At 53.4% G+C, this 18,221-nt stretch carries 24 protein-coding genes; all 24 read left to right on the top strand.

Annotation, left to right across the window (positions count from 1 at the left end; translation table 11 throughout):
- The first annotated feature begins 10 nt into the window (after positions 1 to 10).
- Positions 11 to 775, top strand: a complete 765-nt coding sequence (gene codY, locus JJB07_RS20115) for a GTP-sensing pleiotropic transcriptional regulator CodY (protein WP_201637901.1) — start codon at positions 11 to 13, stop codon at positions 773 to 775.
- Positions 776 to 1,029: 254 nt separating this feature from the next.
- Complete coding sequence (gene flgB / locus JJB07_RS20120) at positions 1,030 to 1,443, top strand: flagellar basal body rod protein FlgB (protein ID WP_201637902.1); 414 nt, start codon at positions 1,030 to 1,032, stop codon at positions 1,441 to 1,443.
- A gap of 2 nt (positions 1,444 to 1,445) precedes the next feature.
- Positions 1,446 to 1,901, top strand: a complete 456-nt coding sequence (gene flgC, locus JJB07_RS20125) for a flagellar basal body rod protein FlgC (RefSeq protein WP_201637903.1) — start codon at positions 1,446 to 1,448, stop codon at positions 1,899 to 1,901.
- Between the two features lie 17 nt (positions 1,902 to 1,918).
- Positions 1,919 to 2,227: a flagellar hook-basal body complex protein FliE gene (gene fliE / locus JJB07_RS20130; RefSeq protein ID WP_201637904.1), complete on the top strand. Its 309-nt coding sequence runs from the start codon at positions 1,919 to 1,921 to the stop codon at positions 2,225 to 2,227.
- Positions 2,228 to 2,267: 40 nt separating this feature from the next.
- On the top strand, positions 2,268 to 3,800 hold the full coding sequence (gene fliF / locus JJB07_RS20135; protein ID WP_201637905.1) for a flagellar basal-body MS-ring/collar protein FliF: 1,533 nt from the start codon (positions 2,268 to 2,270) through the stop codon (positions 3,798 to 3,800).
- Between the two features lie 13 nt (positions 3,801 to 3,813).
- Positions 3,814 to 4,824 carry a flagellar motor switch protein FliG gene (gene fliG / locus JJB07_RS20140; RefSeq protein ID WP_430727236.1) on the top strand — a complete coding sequence of 337 codons (1,011 nt, stop codon included), beginning with the start codon at positions 3,814 to 3,816 and terminating at the stop codon, positions 4,822 to 4,824.
- Position 4,825: 1 nt separating this feature from the next.
- A complete protein-coding gene (locus tag JJB07_RS20145; protein ID WP_347338380.1) occupies positions 4,826 to 5,581 on the top strand; it encodes a FliH/SctL family protein in 756 nt (251 codons plus the stop codon).
- Entirely contained in the window at positions 5,578 to 6,903 is a 1,326-nt protein-coding gene (fliI, locus tag JJB07_RS20150; RefSeq protein ID WP_201637908.1) for a flagellar protein export ATPase FliI, read from the top strand. Before JJB07_RS20145 ends, fliI begins: the two co-directional genes overlap by 4 nt.
- On the top strand, positions 6,900 to 7,346 hold the full coding sequence (locus tag JJB07_RS20155) for a flagellar export protein FliJ (RefSeq protein ID WP_201637909.1): 447 nt from the start codon (positions 6,900 to 6,902) through the stop codon (positions 7,344 to 7,346). The genes fliI and JJB07_RS20155 overlap by 4 nt, the downstream gene beginning before the upstream one ends.
- A gap of 10 nt (positions 7,347 to 7,356) precedes the next feature.
- On the top strand, positions 7,357 to 7,947 hold the full coding sequence (locus tag JJB07_RS20160) for a MotE family protein (protein WP_201637910.1): 591 nt from the start codon (positions 7,357 to 7,359) through the stop codon (positions 7,945 to 7,947).
- A 24-nt stretch (positions 7,948 to 7,971) separates the two neighbouring features.
- Positions 7,972 to 9,414 carry a flagellar hook-length control protein FliK gene (locus tag JJB07_RS20165; protein WP_201637911.1) on the top strand — a complete coding sequence of 481 codons (1,443 nt, stop codon included), beginning with the start codon at positions 7,972 to 7,974 and terminating at the stop codon, positions 9,412 to 9,414.
- 15 nt (positions 9,415 to 9,429) lie between these two features.
- The gene (locus JJB07_RS20170) at positions 9,430 to 9,825 is read left to right on the top strand and encodes a flagellar hook capping FlgD N-terminal domain-containing protein (RefSeq protein ID WP_201637912.1); all 396 of its coding nucleotides are present in this window, start codon (positions 9,430 to 9,432) and stop codon (positions 9,823 to 9,825) included.
- Positions 9,826 to 9,851: 26 nt separating this feature from the next.
- The gene (locus tag JJB07_RS20175; protein WP_201637913.1) at positions 9,852 to 10,256 is read left to right on the top strand and encodes a TIGR02530 family flagellar biosynthesis protein; all 405 of its coding nucleotides are present in this window, start codon (positions 9,852 to 9,854) and stop codon (positions 10,254 to 10,256) included.
- A gap of 93 nt (positions 10,257 to 10,349) precedes the next feature.
- Entirely contained in the window at positions 10,350 to 11,162 is an 813-nt protein-coding gene (gene flgG, locus JJB07_RS20180) for a flagellar basal body rod protein FlgG (protein WP_201637914.1), read from the top strand.
- Between the two features lie 16 nt (positions 11,163 to 11,178).
- A complete protein-coding gene (locus tag JJB07_RS20185; protein ID WP_201637915.1) occupies positions 11,179 to 11,418 on the top strand; it encodes a flagellar FlbD family protein in 240 nt (79 codons plus the stop codon).
- 64 nt (positions 11,419 to 11,482) lie between these two features.
- Complete coding sequence (locus tag JJB07_RS20190) at positions 11,483 to 11,830, top strand: flagellar basal body-associated FliL family protein (RefSeq protein ID WP_201637916.1); 348 nt, start codon at positions 11,483 to 11,485, stop codon at positions 11,828 to 11,830.
- Between the two features lie 32 nt (positions 11,831 to 11,862).
- Positions 11,863 to 12,861: a flagellar motor switch protein FliM gene (gene fliM, locus JJB07_RS20195; RefSeq protein ID WP_201637917.1), complete on the top strand. Its 999-nt coding sequence runs from the start codon at positions 11,863 to 11,865 to the stop codon at positions 12,859 to 12,861.
- Complete coding sequence (gene fliY / locus JJB07_RS20200; RefSeq protein ID WP_201637918.1) at positions 12,854 to 14,233, top strand: flagellar motor switch phosphatase FliY; 1,380 nt, start codon at positions 12,854 to 12,856, stop codon at positions 14,231 to 14,233. Before fliM ends, fliY begins: the two co-directional genes overlap by 8 nt.
- A gap of 22 nt (positions 14,234 to 14,255) precedes the next feature.
- Positions 14,256 to 14,618: a response regulator gene (locus tag JJB07_RS20205; RefSeq protein WP_201637919.1), complete on the top strand. Its 363-nt coding sequence runs from the start codon at positions 14,256 to 14,258 to the stop codon at positions 14,616 to 14,618.
- 39 nt (positions 14,619 to 14,657) lie between these two features.
- Positions 14,658 to 15,290 (top strand): flagellar biosynthetic protein FliO, encoded by a 633-nt coding sequence (locus JJB07_RS20210; RefSeq protein ID WP_201637920.1) that lies wholly within the window; start codon positions 14,658 to 14,660, stop codon positions 15,288 to 15,290.
- A complete protein-coding gene (gene fliP / locus JJB07_RS20215; protein WP_201637921.1) occupies positions 15,287 to 16,045 on the top strand; it encodes a flagellar type III secretion system pore protein FliP in 759 nt (252 codons plus the stop codon). The genes JJB07_RS20210 and fliP overlap by 4 nt, the downstream gene beginning before the upstream one ends.
- 22 nt (positions 16,046 to 16,067) lie before the next feature.
- A complete protein-coding gene (fliQ, locus tag JJB07_RS20220; protein ID WP_038088881.1) occupies positions 16,068 to 16,337 on the top strand; it encodes a flagellar biosynthesis protein FliQ in 270 nt (89 codons plus the stop codon).
- A gap of 12 nt (positions 16,338 to 16,349) precedes the next feature.
- Positions 16,350 to 17,135 carry a flagellar biosynthetic protein FliR gene (gene fliR, locus JJB07_RS20225; protein WP_201637922.1) on the top strand — a complete coding sequence of 262 codons (786 nt, stop codon included), beginning with the start codon at positions 16,350 to 16,352 and terminating at the stop codon, positions 17,133 to 17,135.
- Positions 17,136 to 17,143: 8 nt separating this feature from the next.
- Positions 17,144 to 18,220, top strand: coding sequence for a flagellar biosynthesis protein FlhB (flhB, locus tag JJB07_RS20230; protein WP_201637923.1), 1,077 nt, complete (start codon positions 17,144 to 17,146; stop codon positions 18,218 to 18,220).
- Position 18,221 lies beyond the last annotated feature (1 nt).

The following is an 18,221-nucleotide window of genomic DNA, read 5'->3' on the forward strand; positions in this document are numbered from 1 at the left end:
ACCAGGCTTTATGGAATTGTTGAGCAAAACGCGGGTGATCAATAAGTTGTTGCAACGAGCTGAAGGCATGCGAGTGAGCTTCGAGGAATTGGTTGGAACGATGCGGGACATCGTGTTCTGCAACGTGTTTCTGATCACTCCCGAAGGAACGGTGCTTGGGCACGCGCTGGCGGAGACGAGCGATTTCGTCCAGATGCCGCGCGACCTGTCCGGCGCACACGCGGTTCCGCGCGATTTCGTGCAACGGATGCTGCGCGAAGACCGCACGCTCACGAACATCCGGGAGGCCACCCCGTTTTGCGCGGTGGGCGCCGACATCGGCTGCTGGACGATGATCCCGATCTCTTCAAGCAACGACCGGATCGGGACGCTTTTGATGACGCGTCACAGCGGGGAGTTTTTGGAGGAGGACATCGTCTTGGCGGAGTACAGCGCGACGGTGATCGGGATGGAGATGATGCGCCAGACCGTCGACCGCCAAGTTCAAGAGGGTCGCGAGCGTTCCGTCGTCCAGATGGCCGTCTCGTCGCTTTCCTACAGCGAACTGGAAGCGGTGGATCACATTTTCGCTGAACTCAACGGCCGTGAGGGTCTGCTGGTCGCCAGCCGCATCGCCGACCGCGCCGGCATCACCCGTTCGGTGATCGTCAATGCGCTGCGCAAATTGGAAAGCGCAGGTGTTGTCGAAGCGCGTTCGCTTGGCATGAAAGGCACGCACATCAAGATCTTGAACGAAAAATTAATGCCAATGCTGGAAGCGATCAAGTCTCGCTAATCGAATACTGTTTTTTAATTCGTGAAAAAAAGGAAGCACTCCCAATTGGAGGCTTCCTTTTTTTTATTTTTCATGTAAAAAAGTAGGTTTATGTGCAGGAAACTGTCGAGTCAGGGCGAAAGTCCCTAGTAATTCGACTAATCAGGGAATAAAATGGTGAATGTTGGTTTGAACACGATGTCGTAATTTGCAGGATTTTCGTGTATCGCATCGAATTAAAATACGATAAAATCTCAGGGTAAGGATGATGAAGAATGTCTTTACTGGATTCCCGTTCGATCACCTTGCTGGAGCGAACGCTCGACTCGTCCAGTCTGCGCCAAAAAGTGTTGTCCAACAACATTGCCAATATCGACACGCCGAACTTTAAACGAAGTGATGTCTCGTTCCAAGACGCGCTTTCGAACGCGATCTCCGAAGGAGACACGCTGGAAGGTCGCACGACGGACGCTCGCCATATCAAAATCAATTCGAAAAGTCTCGACGACGTCAAACCGACCGTGTTCCAAGAGAACTCCACCTCGCTTCGTACCGACGGCAACAACGTTGACATCGACGCTGAGATGACAAACTTGGCAGAGAACCAAATCCTGTACAATGCCATGACGCAGCAGATCAACTCGAAGTTCGGGCTTCTGAAATACGCGATTAACGAAGGGAAGCGATAGTCATGGGGATGTTCGACAGCATTAACATTTCTGCATCGGGATTGACCGCACAGCGGTTGCGTCTTGATGTTGTATCGTCCAACATCGCAAACGCCAACACCACGCGCGGCGTGGACGGCAAGCCGTACCGCCGCCAGTTGGTCTCCCTTGGCGAGCGCACGGCACCGAGCTTCCAAGACGCGCTCAACGGGCAGTTGCAACAAGCGCCGAGCCAAGGCGTTCGCGTGACCGAGATCACCCGCGACAACGCGCCGTTCAAACTCGTGTACGACCCGAGCCACCCGGATGCGGAGAAGAACCCGAGTTCCCCGATGTACGGGTATGTTCAGATGCCCAATGTGGACATCTCCACGGAGATGGTCGACATGATCTCTGCTTCCCGTTCTTACGAAGCCAACATCACCGCAATCAACTCTGCAAAATCGATGGCGCTCAAAGCGCTTGAGATCGGCAGATAAGAGGGGGGCACGTCTGAATGATTAACTCTGTGACCAACATGCTGCCGTTGCAAGGGACAGGCTCTGTGCAAACTCTGCAACCGGCTGATGTGAAGAAGACCACCGGGCCTTCTTTTTCTGATTTTCTGAGCCAAGCGATCGAAGGAATCAACACCGAACAACTTCAGGCGGACAACATGACCGCTTTGATGGCGGCGGGGAAAGCGCCTGACCTGCACAGTGTGATGATCGCCACGGAGAAAGCGACTCTTTCCTTCCAAATGGGCGTTCAGATTCGGAACAAAGCGCTGGAATCGTACCAAGAAATTATGAGAATGCAGATGTAGCGTGGTTTTTGGGAGTAAGAAGTGATGACGGGGTGACATTGTGAACCAACAGATCAAAGCACTAATAGAAAAACTCACAGGTTACTGGAAAAACCTTCAGAAGCACCAGCGTCGCAACTTGATCATCGTCGCTGTGTTGTTCGTTCTTACGGTGGCCTTTCTGAGCTGGTTCGCATTGCGACCGAATTATCAAACCGTTTTGGTCAATCAGACGCCCGCCTCGCTTGGCGAAGTGACCACCAAGTTGGACGAACTGAAAATCCCTTATCAAACCAGTGGAGACAACCTCCAAGTACCGGAACAATACGTGGATGAAGCCCGGATGAAACTTGCGATGGCGGGTTTGCCGAACACGGGCACCGCTTCGGGGTACTCGGTTTTTGACAACCAGAACCTTGGCATGACCGAGAACGAATTCAATGTGCGATCCAAGCAAGCGATTGAGACGCAGATTCAGAACTCGATCCTCACGCTCAAAGGCGTCAAGGAAGCACGAGTCAACCTCGTCATGCCGGAGAAGAAATTGTTCGTCTCCCAACAAGAAGACAACGCGAAGGCATCTGTTGTCCTCTTGCTAGATACGGGTGTGAAACTGTCGGCAGATCAAGTGACCGGCATCCAACAGCTCGTCTCGCACTCCGTTCCGGGACTTACGCCGCAGAACATCTCGCTGGTCGACCAGAACGGGGTCCGCTTGCTCGACGAATCGGGTCAGCCGATTCCGGACGGCACGGCGAACCCGCAACTTACGAAACAACAGCTCGTCCAAAACCAAGTGGAGTCGGAAGCTAAGAATAGAATTCGAGATTCGCTGGAGCGTTTGGTCGGTCCTGGTAACGTAGAAGTGGTCGTGCATGCGGATCTGAACTTCGATCAACGCACGTGGAAAACTCACGAAGTGAGCCCGATGAAGGACAGCAACACCGGAGCGGTCGTGTCCGAGCACAACTCTAGCGAAGAGACCACCGGAAACTCCGGAGCGTCCGGCGTCGCCGGCACCCAGTCCACCGACCCGGGAGCAACGCCGACCGCGAAGTCGGCCGACAGTGGAGCCAGCACCTCGTCGAAAAAGGATTCCACGATCAACCGTGACTGGAACACGTACGATGAGAACGGACAATCGGCTCCTTACCAAGTGAAGACGTACACCGTTTCCGTTTTGATCAACAACGAGCAACTCGTCAAAGACCGCGAAGCGGACATCCGCAAGTTTGTCTCCACCGCCATTGGTGCGAACAACGACGGAACGGCCGATGCGCAGATCACGGTCACCGGAGGAACGTTCCAAGCTCCGGCAAATCCGTTCACCGCTACTACCTCGTGGTACAAACAACCGTGGTTCCTCGGTGCCTTGTCCGCAGCGCTCGTGCTGCTCGGCGGCGGTGTGTACGCATTCTCTCGCCGACGCAAAGTGGCAGAGGTTCCGGTACTCGAAAGACCGCGCATCACCGATGTGGGCGCAGTCGTAGAAGAGACCGAGAACATGAAGATGAAAAAGCAGCTGGAGAAGTTGGCTGGACAAAAACCGGAAGAATTTGTCAACCTGTTGCGTACTTGGTTGGTAGAAGAGTAGGAGTGACATGCTTGTGGCACGACAACAGAAATTATCTGGTCGTCAAAAGGCCGCCGTGCTGCTGGTCTCTTTGGGTCCCGAAATTGCGTCCAAAGTATTCAAACATTTGCGTGATGACGAAATAGAGCAATTGACTCTGGAGATTGCGAACGTTCGCAAGATCGAATTCGAACAGCGCGAGGACGTGCTCGAAGAGTTCCACTCGATCGTTCAGGCCCAAGAATACATCGCCCAAGGCGGGATCGAGTACGCCAAGGACGTCTTGGAAAAAGCACTCGGTTCGCAAAAAGCACTCGAAGTGATCAACCGCTTGACCGCCTCGCTGCAAGTCAGACCGTTTGACTTTGCGCGCAAGGCGGACCCGAACCAGATCCTCAACTTCATTCAGAACGAGCATCCGCAGACGATTGCGTTGGTGCTTTCCTATCTCGATCCGCAACAGGCGGCGATGATTCTCTCGGCGCTTCCGCAAGATCACCAAGCGGACGTGGCTCGACGTATCGCCTTGATGGATCGTACTTCTCCGGAGGTCATCAACCAAGTGGAGCGCGTCTTGGAGAACAAACTGTCCCAGATGTCGTTGCACGATTTCTCCTCCGGCGGCGGGATCGACGCCATCGTTCAAGTGCTCAACGGCGTCGACCGTTCCACGGAGAAGACGATTCTCGAATCGCTCGAATTGCAAGATCCGGAGTTGGCGGAAGAAATCAAGAAACGCATGTTCGTTTTCGAAGACATCGTCAACATCGACAACCGTTCCATCCAACGTGTCATTCGCGACGTCGAAACCCAAGACCTCGCGCTGGCGCTCAAAGTCTCCAGCGAGGAAGTGCAGGAAGTCATCTTCCGCAACATGTCGAAGCGAATGGTCGAAACCTTCAAGCAAGACATGGAATTCATGGGACCTGTTCGACTTCGCGATGTCGAAGAAGCACAGCAACGCATCGTAGGCATTATCCGTCGTCTCGAAGAGAGCGGCGAGATCGTGATCGCACGTGGCGGAGGAGACGATATCATTGTCTAAGGTGCTAAAAGCTCATCAAGCTCAGTTGACCCAGGGTGCATACTTCGTACACGTTCAACCGATCCGCGAGCCGGAAGCGCCGTTTGACCCGGAAATCGACCAGATCAAACAGGCCGCCTTGCAAGAGGCGGAAAACATCCGAGCGGCTGCCCGTCTTGAGGCGGAGAACATCCTTCTCGCGGCGGAACAGCAAGCTGCACAGCTTCTGGAAGCGGAACGTGCTCGTGTGCAGGCGTTTTTACAGTCGGAAGTCGAGGAAGCAAAGCGCGTCGGATACAACGAAGGCTACGGAGTTGCGCAAGAGACGGTGAACGCTGAGTACGCCGACGCTTTTTCCAACGTGCAACATCTCTACGCGTTGGCAGAAGTAGATCGTCGTCAATTCATCGCTGATTCGGAGCCGATGATCGTCGACCTCGCCTGTCACATCGCCCGCAAGATCATGCACCGCGAGTCTGAAACGGACCGTAGTTGGGTGCTCGATGTGGTTCGAGCGGCGCTGGAGGAAATCAACGACTCCGGCAAAATCGAAGTCCGCGTCCACCCGGACGACTTTGAATTGATCCGCGACAACCGTGACTTTTTGCGAAAGGAAGTGCCGGGCCAAACCGATCTGCTCGTCATCCCCGACCGGGGGGTAGCGACAGGCGGTTGCGTCCTGCACACGTCCTTTGGCAACATCGACGCTCGAATTGATACCCAGTTGGAAGAGGTGAGGAAGGCTTTGCAGGATGTTGCTGCAAACCTGGAATCATGAGCCAAATCCTGCAACTTGACCGTTACCTCAAACGTCTGGACCGCACTCGTACGATCAAAGTCAATGGCAAAGTCACCAAAGTTATCGGTCTGACGATAGAATCCAAAGGCCCGGCTGCTACGATGGGCGATGTCTGCACAATTGAAGCAGAAGGCATGGCTCCGATGTACGCAGAGGTCGTGGGGTTTCGCGAGAACAACGTGCTGCTCATGCCGCTCGGTGACCTTGGCTCGATTGGGCCGGGGCACGATGTGGTTGCAACGGGCAGTTCCTTGCAGATTCCAGTCGGGCCGCACTTGCTCGGACGCGTCTTGAACGGATTAGGCGAACCGATTGACGGCAAAGGACCGCTTGATTGCCATGAGTATGCAAAAGCGACGCAACAACCTCCGAACCCTTTGACCCGCAAGCGCATTCAAGAGCCTCTAAGCGTCGGTGTTCGTTGCATCGATGGTCTGCTGACCGTCGGTCGTGGGCAACGGATCGGTCTCTTCGCGGGTTCCGGTGTCGGAAAATCAACGTTGCTTGGCATGATGGCTCGCAACACCACCGCCGACATCAACGTCATCGCCCTGATTGGCGAGCGGGGGCGTGAAGTACGCGAATTTATCGAGAAAGACTTGGGCGAGGAAGGGTTGAAACGCTCCGTTCTCATCGTCGCAACGTCCGACCAACCGCCTCTCGTTCGCATCAAAGGGGCGATGGTTGCCACTTCGATTGCCGAATACTTCCGCGATCAAGGGCAAGACGTCGTGTTGATGATGGACTCCGTAACCCGATTTGCGATGTCTCAGCGTGAAGTTGGACTGGCTGTTGGCGAACCGCCGACGACTCGCGGGTATACCCCGTCCGTTTTCGCCATGTTACCGCGGCTCTTGGAGCGCGCAGGTACGGGGCACCACGGCACGATTACCGCGTTTTACACGGTCCTCGTGGACGGGGACGACATGAACGAACCGGTCGCCGATGCGGTGCGGGGGATTCTGGACGGACACATCGTTCTCTCTCGAACGCTTGCCAATCGGGGTCATTTTCCTGCGATCGACGTGCTGGCTTCCGTTTCGCGCGTTATGAATGAACTGGTATCACCCGAGCATCGTCGAGCGGCGAATCTGGTCAAACGACTTTCTTCGATTTACAAGGACTCCGAAGACTTGATCAACATCGGGGCCTACCAACGAGGCAGCAACATGCAGATCGACCTCGCGATCCAGTACGCTTCGGCTATTGAACAATTTACCACCCAGGATGTTTACGAGAAAATGGACTTGGAACACACCCAAGCGGTACTGATCGAAGCGTTCGGAGGGATTGACGTATGAGTGTTCGACTGCAGTCCTTGCACAAGATCACCGATCTCAAAAACCGTTTGACCCAACAGGCCAACTGGCGCTACACCGAATCGCTCCGCAATTTGGATACGGAGCGTGAGAAATTGCAAGAATTGCTCAACTCTCACGACCAGGCGATTTTGGAGTTGCACAATCTGACGAACGATGGGGTTTCCGCGCAAGAGTTGCAAGGCTGGATGCATTTTATGCTCTCCCAGCGCACTTTGATCGAGCGGCAGAACCATCTAATAGAAGGAAAACAGTCGGAGTGTACCGAAAAGCGACAAGAGATGACAGATTGTTATCTGGAGGAGCAGAAATGGGTGAAACTCAAGGGGCGTCGATTGGAGGAGTACCAAGAATTCCTGAACAAGATCGGACAGGAAACCTTGGATGAGATCGCCGTGACCGGATATCAACGTACGAAGGGGTGAAGAGAACAGCATGCAAGAGTCAGAACACCGCTACAGCGGGATGGAATGGACGTTTTATATCGTAATCCTCCCGATGCTGTTCACCGCACTGCTGGTTGGAATCATCCTGCAATTCTTAGGCTGGGACATCACCGGCAAGATTGGACATGCGGCACGAGCCATTCCCGGTGTGAGCAAGATCCTCCCGGCAGAACCACAAGAGACGGCGGCGAACGGGGAAACCCAAGCAGATCCTGCCAAGCAACTGCAAGATGCACAAGATCAGATCAAGTCTCTTGAAGACACCAAAAAGCAACTCGAGTCTGACATGGTCAAAAAGGACTCTGAGATCACCAACTTGAAAAAACAGATCGACGATCTCAAGAAAAAACCGGACGCCAAAAAGGACGGCTCCACAACCGGAACCGCCTCGACAACCGATCCTTTTGTCCAACAAGCGCAGGTCTACGCACAGATGAGCCCGACCAAAGCGGCTGCGGTCATGAGCCAGCTCTCCGTCACCGAAGTGAAACACATCTTCTCCAAGATGACCAACGAACAACAAGCAGCGATTCTGGAGAAAATGGACCCGGCGATTGCCAGCAAGATTCTTTCCTCTTGATCCTTTGAAAGGAGGTGAAAGACAATGGATATCCAGGCAACTACAACCCCGGCTGTATCGGGTTCGTCCACCTCGACCGGCACAGCACAGGGCACTGGCAAAACGAATGGCGGCAAGTCGCCTTTCAGCAATCTGTTGCAGACGATTGGCGGCCAAAGCGCTGATTCGGATAACAAGCAAACCGATCCGATGACAGCTGTGCTCGCACTTCTTGCAGGAGGTCTCAATCCGTTTGCACTTCAGCAGATGCCGACCGTAATGACGGCAGATGGTGAGAAAGCGGCAACGCCCGTTGTAAACGTGATGCTTGGCACTCGCTCATTGGATGTGCAACTGGCGGGACTACCGTTGCAAAGCGGAGATCTAGCCGCGTTGTTACAACAATTCGGAGCTTCGTCTAAGCTTCTGGGGGTCTTGCAAGAGCATCCGGAGCAATCTTCGGCCCAAGTGCTGAGCGCACACCCGGAATTGTTCTCTGACGTGGGACAAGCATTGACCAACCTCGTACAACAAGCGGCGCAGAACCCGCAATTGCTTCTGGCACAACCAAAAGCCGCGGTATTAATGGAAGGAATCTTTGCGCAACTGCTGCAATCGGAGGGTGCGGAGGATCGAGCAACGAATGCCACACCGCAAAGCGCGAGCAACGCGCCGGCTGTGAAGCAACCGCAGTTTGGCAAGCTTCAAGCAGCGACGATCACGTCGCTTAACTTGCAAGTCCAAGTCGCGTCTGAACCGACACAAACGACGGCGGCGAGTGCGGGCGCTGCCAACGCGCAGACGTTGCAAGCGACCGTGTTGACGGCCGCGATGCTGTCTGCAGACCATCCGATCCAAGAGCAAGCCAAGTCGGGAGATTCCCTCGACGCAACGCACTTGCTTTCCAACCCGCTTGCAGGAGGGCAAACTCCTTTGCAGAGCGTAAACGCAGAGCGTCTCGCCAAAATGCAACCTGTGGTCACGATGCACGCTGACCAGTTCCACAATCAGTTTGCAGAAATGGTCGTGAAGCGTGCTGCGTTGCTGGAAGCGCCGGGACGTCATGAGTTCCGCATCGTATTGCAACCGCAGGGTCTCGGTGAGATCGAAGTGCGCGTACAAGCGATCGGCAACCAGATTTCCATGCAATTCTCGGCTGACAGTGCAGCAACCAAGGGACTTTTGGATTCGAACCTTTCGAGCCTCAAGTCGCAGTTGCAAGCGCAAGGCATTCAGTTTGACCGTATCGATGTCTCGTCCTCGAACACCAACAACAGCACCAACCAAAATGGAAACGGCAGCCTGAACAGCGGCCTTCCGCAAGATCGTCAATCCGGCCAGAGCTTCCAAGGTCAATCCGGCAACCAGTCGAACCGCAAGCAGAATACCGATCGTTTCTCCATCGACTCTGTTGATGCGGTAGAGATTGCGGCTGCACCTGAGGAGCAGGAGGTACCGGAAGAGGCAAGCCTCGACGTTACGGCGTAAAGGAGGACATTCGAGTTGGCAACGAACAACGTAACATTTGATCCGTCTTCGTATACACGACCGAGCGGCGCGACGACTCCGGCGAAAAAGGAACTCGACCGCGACGCGTTTCTGAAGATATTGATCACCCAATTGCAATACCAAGACCCTTCCGCTCCGATGCAAGACAAGGAATTTATCGCCCAGATGGCGCAATTCAGTTCCTTGGAACAGACAAGCAAAGTCTACCAAGTCAACTCGCTTGCGCTTGGCACGCAGATGATCGGCAACGTCGCCGGTTACCAACTGCCGGACGGCACGATGAAGGAAGGCGAAGTGACCTCTGCTCAAACGGTTGATGGCGTCGTCAAAGTCAAGATCGGCGAAGACATGATCGATTTGAGCCAGATCGTAGAAGTCAAGAAAAAGTAAATCAAAGGCACCAGGGGGTGTAGCTTATGAGTCAGGGATGGCCGATGAGGCCTGTTTCACTGCCGAACGCTCCCCAACCAGAGTTGCCGATCCGAAAGAACCCGACCGCATCTCGAGCGGCCGGTACGGTTTCCTTTCAAGATGAACTGAAGAAGCAACTTCAAACTCAAACGCAACAACCTGTCACGTTTTCCGCGCATGCGCTTGAACGCCTGCGAGTACGCAACATTCGTCTCACTCAGGAGGACATGACTCGTCTTGGAAGTGCCATCGATCGGGTGGCTGCCAAAGGGGGACGCGAGTCTCTGGTGGTCTACCAAGACACCGCCTACTTGATCAACATCAAGAACCGCACGGTGATCACTGCCGTTGACAAGGCGCACATGAACGATCATGTGTTTACCAAAATCGACAGTGCCGTGTTTGCGTAAGGAACTCAATGCAAGGGCTGGCCCACAATGGTGGAGGCCCCTAACCGCCGAATGACAGACGCGGTTACTACCCATAAGAGGAGGAACTAACAAATGCTGCGCTCTCTTTACTCGGGTATTTCCGGCATGCGAGGTTTTCAAACCAAGTTGGACACAATCGGTAACAACGTGGCGAACGTCAACACCGCCGGTTTTAAAGCAGGTCGTGTTATGTTCAAAGACATCATGAGCCAAACGATTCAAGGTGCAGGCGCACCGGCACAAGGTTTCGGCGGGACGAACCCGATACAAGTGGGGCTGGGTGCTACCATTTCGGCAATTGACACCGTCATGAACGACGGTTCGACGCAAGTCACGAACCGTCCGCTTGACTTCGCAATCCAAGGCAACGGCTTCTTCACCTTGATCAATGACAACGGTGAGAAGTTCTACACTCGCCAAGGTAACTTCTACCTCGACAACGCGGGCAACCTCGTCAACTCCGATGGTTGGAAAGTAGCCGATTCCGGGGATCAACCGATCGTCGTGGATATGACAACCGTCAAAGCGTACTCCTTTGACTCCAAAGGGAACCTGTACACAGTTAACAACGACGGAACCACCGACGGAACTCCGACGGCGACCATCGGGTTGACGAAGTTCACGAACCCGTCCGGTCTGGAAAAGGTCGGAGGCAGCCTGTTCCGTGCTTCGGGCAACTCGGGTGATCCGCAACCGGGCACACCGGGCAGTACCGATGTCGGACTTGGCACCCTGCAAGTCGGCGCCTTGGAAATGTCCAACGTGGACCTGACCAACGAGTTTTCCGAGATGATCGTGGCACAGCGCGGTTTCCAAGCGAATTCCCGCACGATCACCGTCGCGGACGAAATTCTCCAAGAAGTCGTCAACCTGAAGCGCGGCTAATCGGTGAACTAAGACCATGATTCCGGTGACCAAATTCAACCGCTCGACGGTGTACGTGAACGCGACACTCGTCGAGCAGGTTGAATCCACTCCAGATACTGTGATCACGCTTGTCAACGGGAAAAAGCTGATCGTTCGCGAGACTGTCGAGGAAGTGTTGAAGAGGGTCGAGGGTTACTACCGAAGAGTTGGACTGATTGCTGTTCAAGTCCAACAGAATGCGGAGGAGACAGATGTTTCGGAACAAGGTATTTAATATCGTCTTACTTATCATTATTTCTGTCGTATTGCTGGGCGTACTAGGAGTAGTCGGGTACAAGATGCTCGGAAGTAAAAGTGCGGACGAACCGGATGTTCCGACCGCAACAGAGTTGCTGGACAGCCAATTTGATATCGGCAAGATGACGACCAATCTGGCAGGCAGTTCCTTGATTCAAGCCACGATCTCCGTACAAGGGGACAGCAAGAAAATGAAGACAGAACTTGAAGAACGCAAAGTGCAAGTGCGTGACATCATCAACTCTGTCTTGCACCAAACCACGCAGGCTGACCTTGAGAAGGCAGATGGCATTGAACTGCTCAAAGTCAAACTGATGGGCGAGTTGAACAAAGTGATGCTTGAGGGGAAAGTGACAAACCTGTACATCTCCGACATCGTCGTTCAATAAAGAACATCCTGGGACAAAGGAGGTGATGACCGATGGCTGAGGTCCTGTCGCAAAATGAAATCGATGCCCTTTTATCCGCTCTCTCTTCGGGTGAGCTCTCAGCAGAAGAAATCCGCAAAGAAGATACGGACCGCAAGATCAAAGTATACGATTTCAAACGCGCCATGCGTTTTTCCAAAGACCACATCCGAAGCATCACGCGGATCTTTGAAAACTTCGCGCGCCTGCTTACCACATACTTTTCAGCCCAATTGCGAACGTTTGTCCAGATTTCCGTTGTCTCTGTCGATCAGTTGCCATACGAAGAGTTCATTCGTTCGATTTCCAAGATGACCATCTTGAACGTATTCAACTGCAAACCGCTTGAAGGAAAGTTCGTCATGGAGGTTCACCCGAACATCGCGTATGCGATGCTCGACCGCTTGCTCGGCGGTGCAGGGCTTGGGACTGATGTCCTGCGTGACCTGACGGAAATCGAGATGACGATTATGGAACGCGTATTCGGACGAGCGCTCGACAATTTCGAAGAGGCCTGGAAAGGCGTCGCAGAGTTGGTGACAGAACTCGATCACTTGGAGGTCAACCCTCAGTTCTTGCAACTGGTATCGCCTAACGAAACGGTTGCCGTTGTCTCCTTGTCAACGAAGATCGGGGAAATCACCGGGATGATCAACATCTGTATGCCGCACGTTGTGCTGGAGCCGATCATTCCGAAACTCTCCACCCACTACTGGATGGGTACTTCGAAGAGTACCAAGGACTTCTCTGAGGAATGGGAAGCCATCCGTCAGAACCTTGGGAAGACCCAAGTGCCGCTGGTTGCTCAACTAGGTTCCTCCACGATCAATGTGGGCGATTTCCTCGCCCTCAATGTCGGGGACGTGATTTCGCTTGACCAAGACGTCAAGGCAAAGCTCCAACTCAAAGTTGGAGAACGCTTGAAGTTCCTTGGACAGCCGGGGACCGTACGGGGCAAAGTTGCGGTACAGATTTCACAAGTAATAGAAGAAGGAGTGGGCGCAGATGAATAAGGATGTGTTGTCTCAACAAGAAATCGATGCCCTCCTTAGGCAGAATGGTGACGACGACGGCACTGACCCGAACTCGGATGATATCCGCTTGTCTGATTACCTGAGTGACTTCGAAACGGACGCACTCGGTGAGATCGGGAATATTTCGTTCGGTACTGCGGCAACGGCGCTTTCGACATTGTTGAGACAGAAAGTTGACATCACGACTCCGAAAGTATCCGCCGTTCTCCGCAGCTCACTGAGCAACGATTTCCCGTTGCCGCATGTGGCGATCAAGGTGGAATATACGGACGGATTTATCGGTGCAAACGTCCTTGCGATTCGCGTGGAGGATGCGCAAATCATCGCGGACCTGATGATGGGGGGCGACGGGACGACAGCTCCGTCTGAGCTCAACGAACTCCACTTGTCAGCTGTTGCCGAAGCCATGAACCAGATGATGGGTTCCGCTTCGACCTCAATGTCCACGATCTTCAATATGATGGTCAACATCACCCCGCCGATTGTGGACGTGATGGACTTTGATAACAAGCAGTCGGCTAGCCTGTTCCCGGATGACGAAGTGCTGATCAAGATTTCCTTCCGTCTGATTATCGGTACGCTGATTGACTCGCACATCATGCAATTGGTTCCGGTGTCATTTGCGAAAGACATGATCTCGAAGTTGACGGGCGGCATGGGCGACAGTGCGGAGCCGGAACCCGCTCCGACACCTGCCCAAGCGATGCCGGAACCGACTCCGGTCGCGACCGCGGCACCTGTACAACCGATGGCTCAACCTTCGCAACCGGTCGCGCAGCCGATGTATGAGGCTCCTGTTGCTGCTGCAGGTGCGCCGGGGCACTACCCGCCGCCGCAACAGCAGTATCCGCCGCAACCGATGTACGCAGAGCAACAACCGCCGGCGGGCTACCCACCGTATCCGCCGCAGCAATACCCGCCGCAATATGCGTACCCTCCGTACCCGCAGCCATATCCGCCACAAGGGTACCCGGGCTATGGGGACCCGGCTGCTCAAGCCACTGGAAACCAACCGCGTCCCATTCAACAAAATGTCAATGTACAACCGGCTCAATTTTCTTCTTTCGATGCGTCCGACATTACTGGTGGACAAGGGAATCTTGACCTCTTGCTAGATATCCCGCTTTCGATTACTGTTGAGTTAGGACGTACGAAGAAATTAATCCGCGACATTTTGGAACTCGTGCCCGGTTCCATCGTACAATTGGATAAATTGGCGGGGGACCCGGTTGATATCATGGTCAACAACAAGTTGGTCGCCAAAGGAGAAGTCGTGGTCATTGACGAAAACTTTGGTGTACGGGTAACGGACATTATCAGTCCGGCCGAACGAGTTCGCAAATTACAGTAATTAGACTAGGGGGAACCAAACAATGTCTCACAAAATCTTGATCGTTGACGATGCGGCATTTATGCGAATGATGATTAAGGAAATTCTCACCCGCAATGGCTATAACGTAGTGGGCGAGGCACAAGACGGCGCACAAGCTGTTGAAAAATACAAAGAACTGCGTCCGGACCTTGTCACCATGGACATCACGATGCCGGAAATGGACGGTATTCACGCGCTGAAGGAAATCCGTGCTTTCGATGTAAACGCACGCGTTATCATGTGCTCCGCAATGGGTCAACAAGCGATGGTTATCGACGCAATCCAAGCGGGTGCGAAAGACTTCATCGTCAAGCCGTTCCAAGCAGATCGCGTTATCGAAGCGATCAAGAAAACTTTGGGCTAAACGTTCCCTGAACGTCAACATTTTAGAAAGGGTGGGGTCATGCGACCGACGATCACTCGTACTATTACCACTTGGTCTGTTGCACTGAGTGTCTTCTGGTTCTCCTCCCCACCTCATGTGTTGGCGGTTGGCGAAAACGTCACAAAAGCGATTCAGGACAAGCAAAACGGTTCCACTCAGACGGTTCCGCCAACTGCCACCGGCGATGGTTCGCTCCTATGGTCGTTGTTGCAACTGGTCTTCGCCTTAGGAATCATAATTGCCATCATCTATTTCTTGATTCGATTCCTTTCGCAGAGGACGAATCTCTCTCGCAACCAAGTGTTCCAATCGCTCGGCGCTCAAGCGCTTGGCAAGGATCGTTCGGTACACCTGGTCTCAGTAGGGGACAAGGTGTATCTGCTCGGGGTGGGGGATACGATTACACTGCTTGATACCGTAACGGATGCGGAATTGATTGAGCGCCTGCGGGAGAATGTCCAACAGCCGATCGTACGTCCCGTTTCCGGTATGCAAGACTGGATCAACCGCCTGCGCCCCAAAGCGAAAGCCCAGGCGGAAGAGATCCAAGTAGAAGAATTGCCGTTTGACGCTGCTCTGCGTGAGAAGCTGAACAACTTGAAGGAAAGGCGTCAACAGACGGTCGACGATTGGCAGGATCCATCCAAATGAAAAACTTGAGAATGCTCTTTCTCTTCGTCGTCATGCTGCTGAGCCTGATGTGGGCCCATCCGGCGCTTGCCGAAGGGACGGTCATCCCAGGGGTGAATATCGGAGTTTCGACTTCGGACAACCCCGAATCTGTTGCAACTTCTCTGCAGATCATCACCATCTTGACGGTGCTTTCCTTGGCGCCGTCCATCTTGGTATTGATGACCTGCTTTACGCGTATCGTCGTCGTGTTGGGATTTGTGCGCAACGCTTTGGCGTTGCAACAGATGCCGCCGACACAGGTTTTGGTCGGATTGGCTTTGTTCATGACGCTGTTTGTCATGTATCCGACTTTCAACCAAATCAATGACCAAGCGCTTCAACCGTATTTGAATGGTCAACTCACACAAACTCAGGCCCTTACAAAAGCTGAGATTCCGCTGAAGCATTTTATGGCCAACCAGACCCGCCCGCAGGACTTGCAGTTGTTCTTGGATTACCGCAAGCAGGCACTGCCGGACTCCGTCGAGGCGATTCCGCTCTCCACGCTGGTTCCGTCCTATGTCATCAGCGAACTGAAGACTGCATTTGAGCTTGGCTTCATGATCTTCATCCCGTTTTTGATCATCGACATGGTCGTTGCGAGTGTGTTGATGTCCATGGGGATGATGATGCTACCGCCAGTGATGATCTCCATGCCGTTCAAGGTTTTGTTGTTTATCATGGTTGACGGTTGGTATCTCGTCGTCAAGTCCCTGTTAGCCGGTTATCAATAAGGTTTTGGGAAGGGTGTTACGCGTGAGCAGTGATTTTGTCCTCTCGCTCGGTCAAAACGCCATCTGGACGATGCTCAAGATCTGTGCGCCATTGCTTGGGGTCGGCCTTTTGGTCGGGTTGATTGTCAGCGTGTTTCAAGCCACCACACAAATTCAAGAACAGTCGTTGCAATTCATTCCGAAGTTGATCGCCGTTTTTGCGGCCATGTTGATTTTCGGTCCGTGGATGCTGTCGCTGACCTTGGATTTTACACGTGGAATCCTTGGCAACTTAAGCTCGTTTATTCGATAGGGGCGATGTCGGATGTTAGATGTCGCACTGCAGTATTCACAGGTATTCCTCTTGGTACTCGTTCGCATGTCCAGCTTCTTTTTCCTGACGCCGTTTTTCGGAACCCGGAACGTCCCGGCGGCCGCGAAAACGGGGCTGGCTTTTTTGTTGACAATCATCGTAACTCCTGCCGTCGCTGATACGAAGATGGGGGCCCTCTACTTGGGAGCCTCGTTTGCCGACTTGGTGCTGGTCTTGCTGAAAGAACTGATGGTGGGACTGACGCTAGGATTGACAGCGGCGATGATCTTCGCAGCCGTGCAGGTGGGTGGGATGTTCATCGACCTTCAGATCGGCTTCGCGATGGCAAACGTTTTTGACCCGATGTCGGGAGCTTCGGCACCGTTGACAGGTCAATTTAAGTATGCACTCGCGTTTTTGCTGTTTTTGGGTCTGGACGGTCATCATGGACTGATTGCCGCCATGCTGCAAAGCTATAACTTCGTGCCCATCGGCGCGTTTCAAATCACGGACAACCTGATGTCCGTGTTGATGCAGACGTTCTCGGCGATGTTCTTGTTGGGGCTGAAAATCGCCATCCCGGTTGTCGCAGCGCTTTTCCTAGTCGATTTCGGGTTTGCGATGCTCTCCAAAGCCGTGCCGCAGATGAACGTTTTCGCTCTCGGGATGTCGGTTAAGACCATCGTTGGCGGTTTGATGATCATCTTCACGTTGCCGGCGTTTGTCTACCTTCTCCGTGGGATGTTCCATACGATGTTTGATCAGATGGACACTATCTTGCGGGTGCTGGGAGGGTAACACCACACATGATTCGTCTGAATCTCCAGTTTTTCTCGGGCGAGAAGACTGAGAAGCCAACCTCCAAAAAACGCGGAGATGCCAGAAAAAAGGGGCAAGTCGCCCGCAGTCAGGAATTTGGACAAGCGGCTGTCCTTCTCAGTGGTCTCTTCACGCTCAAACTGCTGTCCGGGTACTACATCGACCAGTTGACGCACATGTTCCAATTGAATCTCACCACCGGGTTGTACACGCAAATTACTGATCAATCGGTCATTCCGTTATTTTTGCAAATGCTGCTACTCTTGGCCAAGCTCATCTTGCCGATTGCCGGCGTTGTGATGGTCATCGGTGCTTTCACTTCTTATCTACAAGTGGGAACACTGTTTACGTTGAAGCCTCTGATGCCTGACTTCAACAAGATCAACCCGATCGAGGGGTTCAAACGCATCTTCTCGGCGCGCACGTTCGTCGAGCTTTTGAAATCGATTTTAAAAATGGCTGTTATCGGATTCATCGTTTACAGCGAATTGATGGGTGATTGGCAACGGGTTTCACAGCTGGGGGATATGGGCGTGGTAGATATGCTCACTGTCGTCAGCTCTCTGGTCTACGGAATCTTCTGGAAAGTCGGCTTTGCGATGTTGGCACTCGCGGTCGCCGATCTGCTCTACCAACGCTTCGATTTCGAACGCGGACTCAAGATGTCCAAGCAAGAAATCAAAGAAGAGTACAAGCAGCAGGAGGGGAGCCCGGAAGTCAAGGGCAAGATCAAAGAGCGCCAGCGTGCCATGGCGATGCGTCGCATGATGGCCGACGTTCCGAAGGCCGATGTGGTCATTACCAACCCGACGCACTTTGCGATCGCTCTCAAATATGACCCGAATAACATGGAATCTCCGCAGGTGATCGCCAAAGGTGTCGATGAAACCGCCCAACGGATCAAAAAAGTCGCCCGCGACAACAACGTGATCTGCGTCGAAAACCGCCCACTGGCGCAAACGCTCTACAGAACGGTCGAGATCGGGGATGCCGTCCCGGGAGAACTGTTCCAAGCGGTTGCCGAAGTGCTCGCGTATGTATACAGACTAAAAGGCAAGGTGTAGG

This window comes from Tumebacillus amylolyticus (genome assembly GCF_016722965.1).
Classification (GTDB): Bacteria; Bacillota; Bacilli; order Tumebacillales; family Tumebacillaceae; genus Tumebacillus; species Tumebacillus amylolyticus.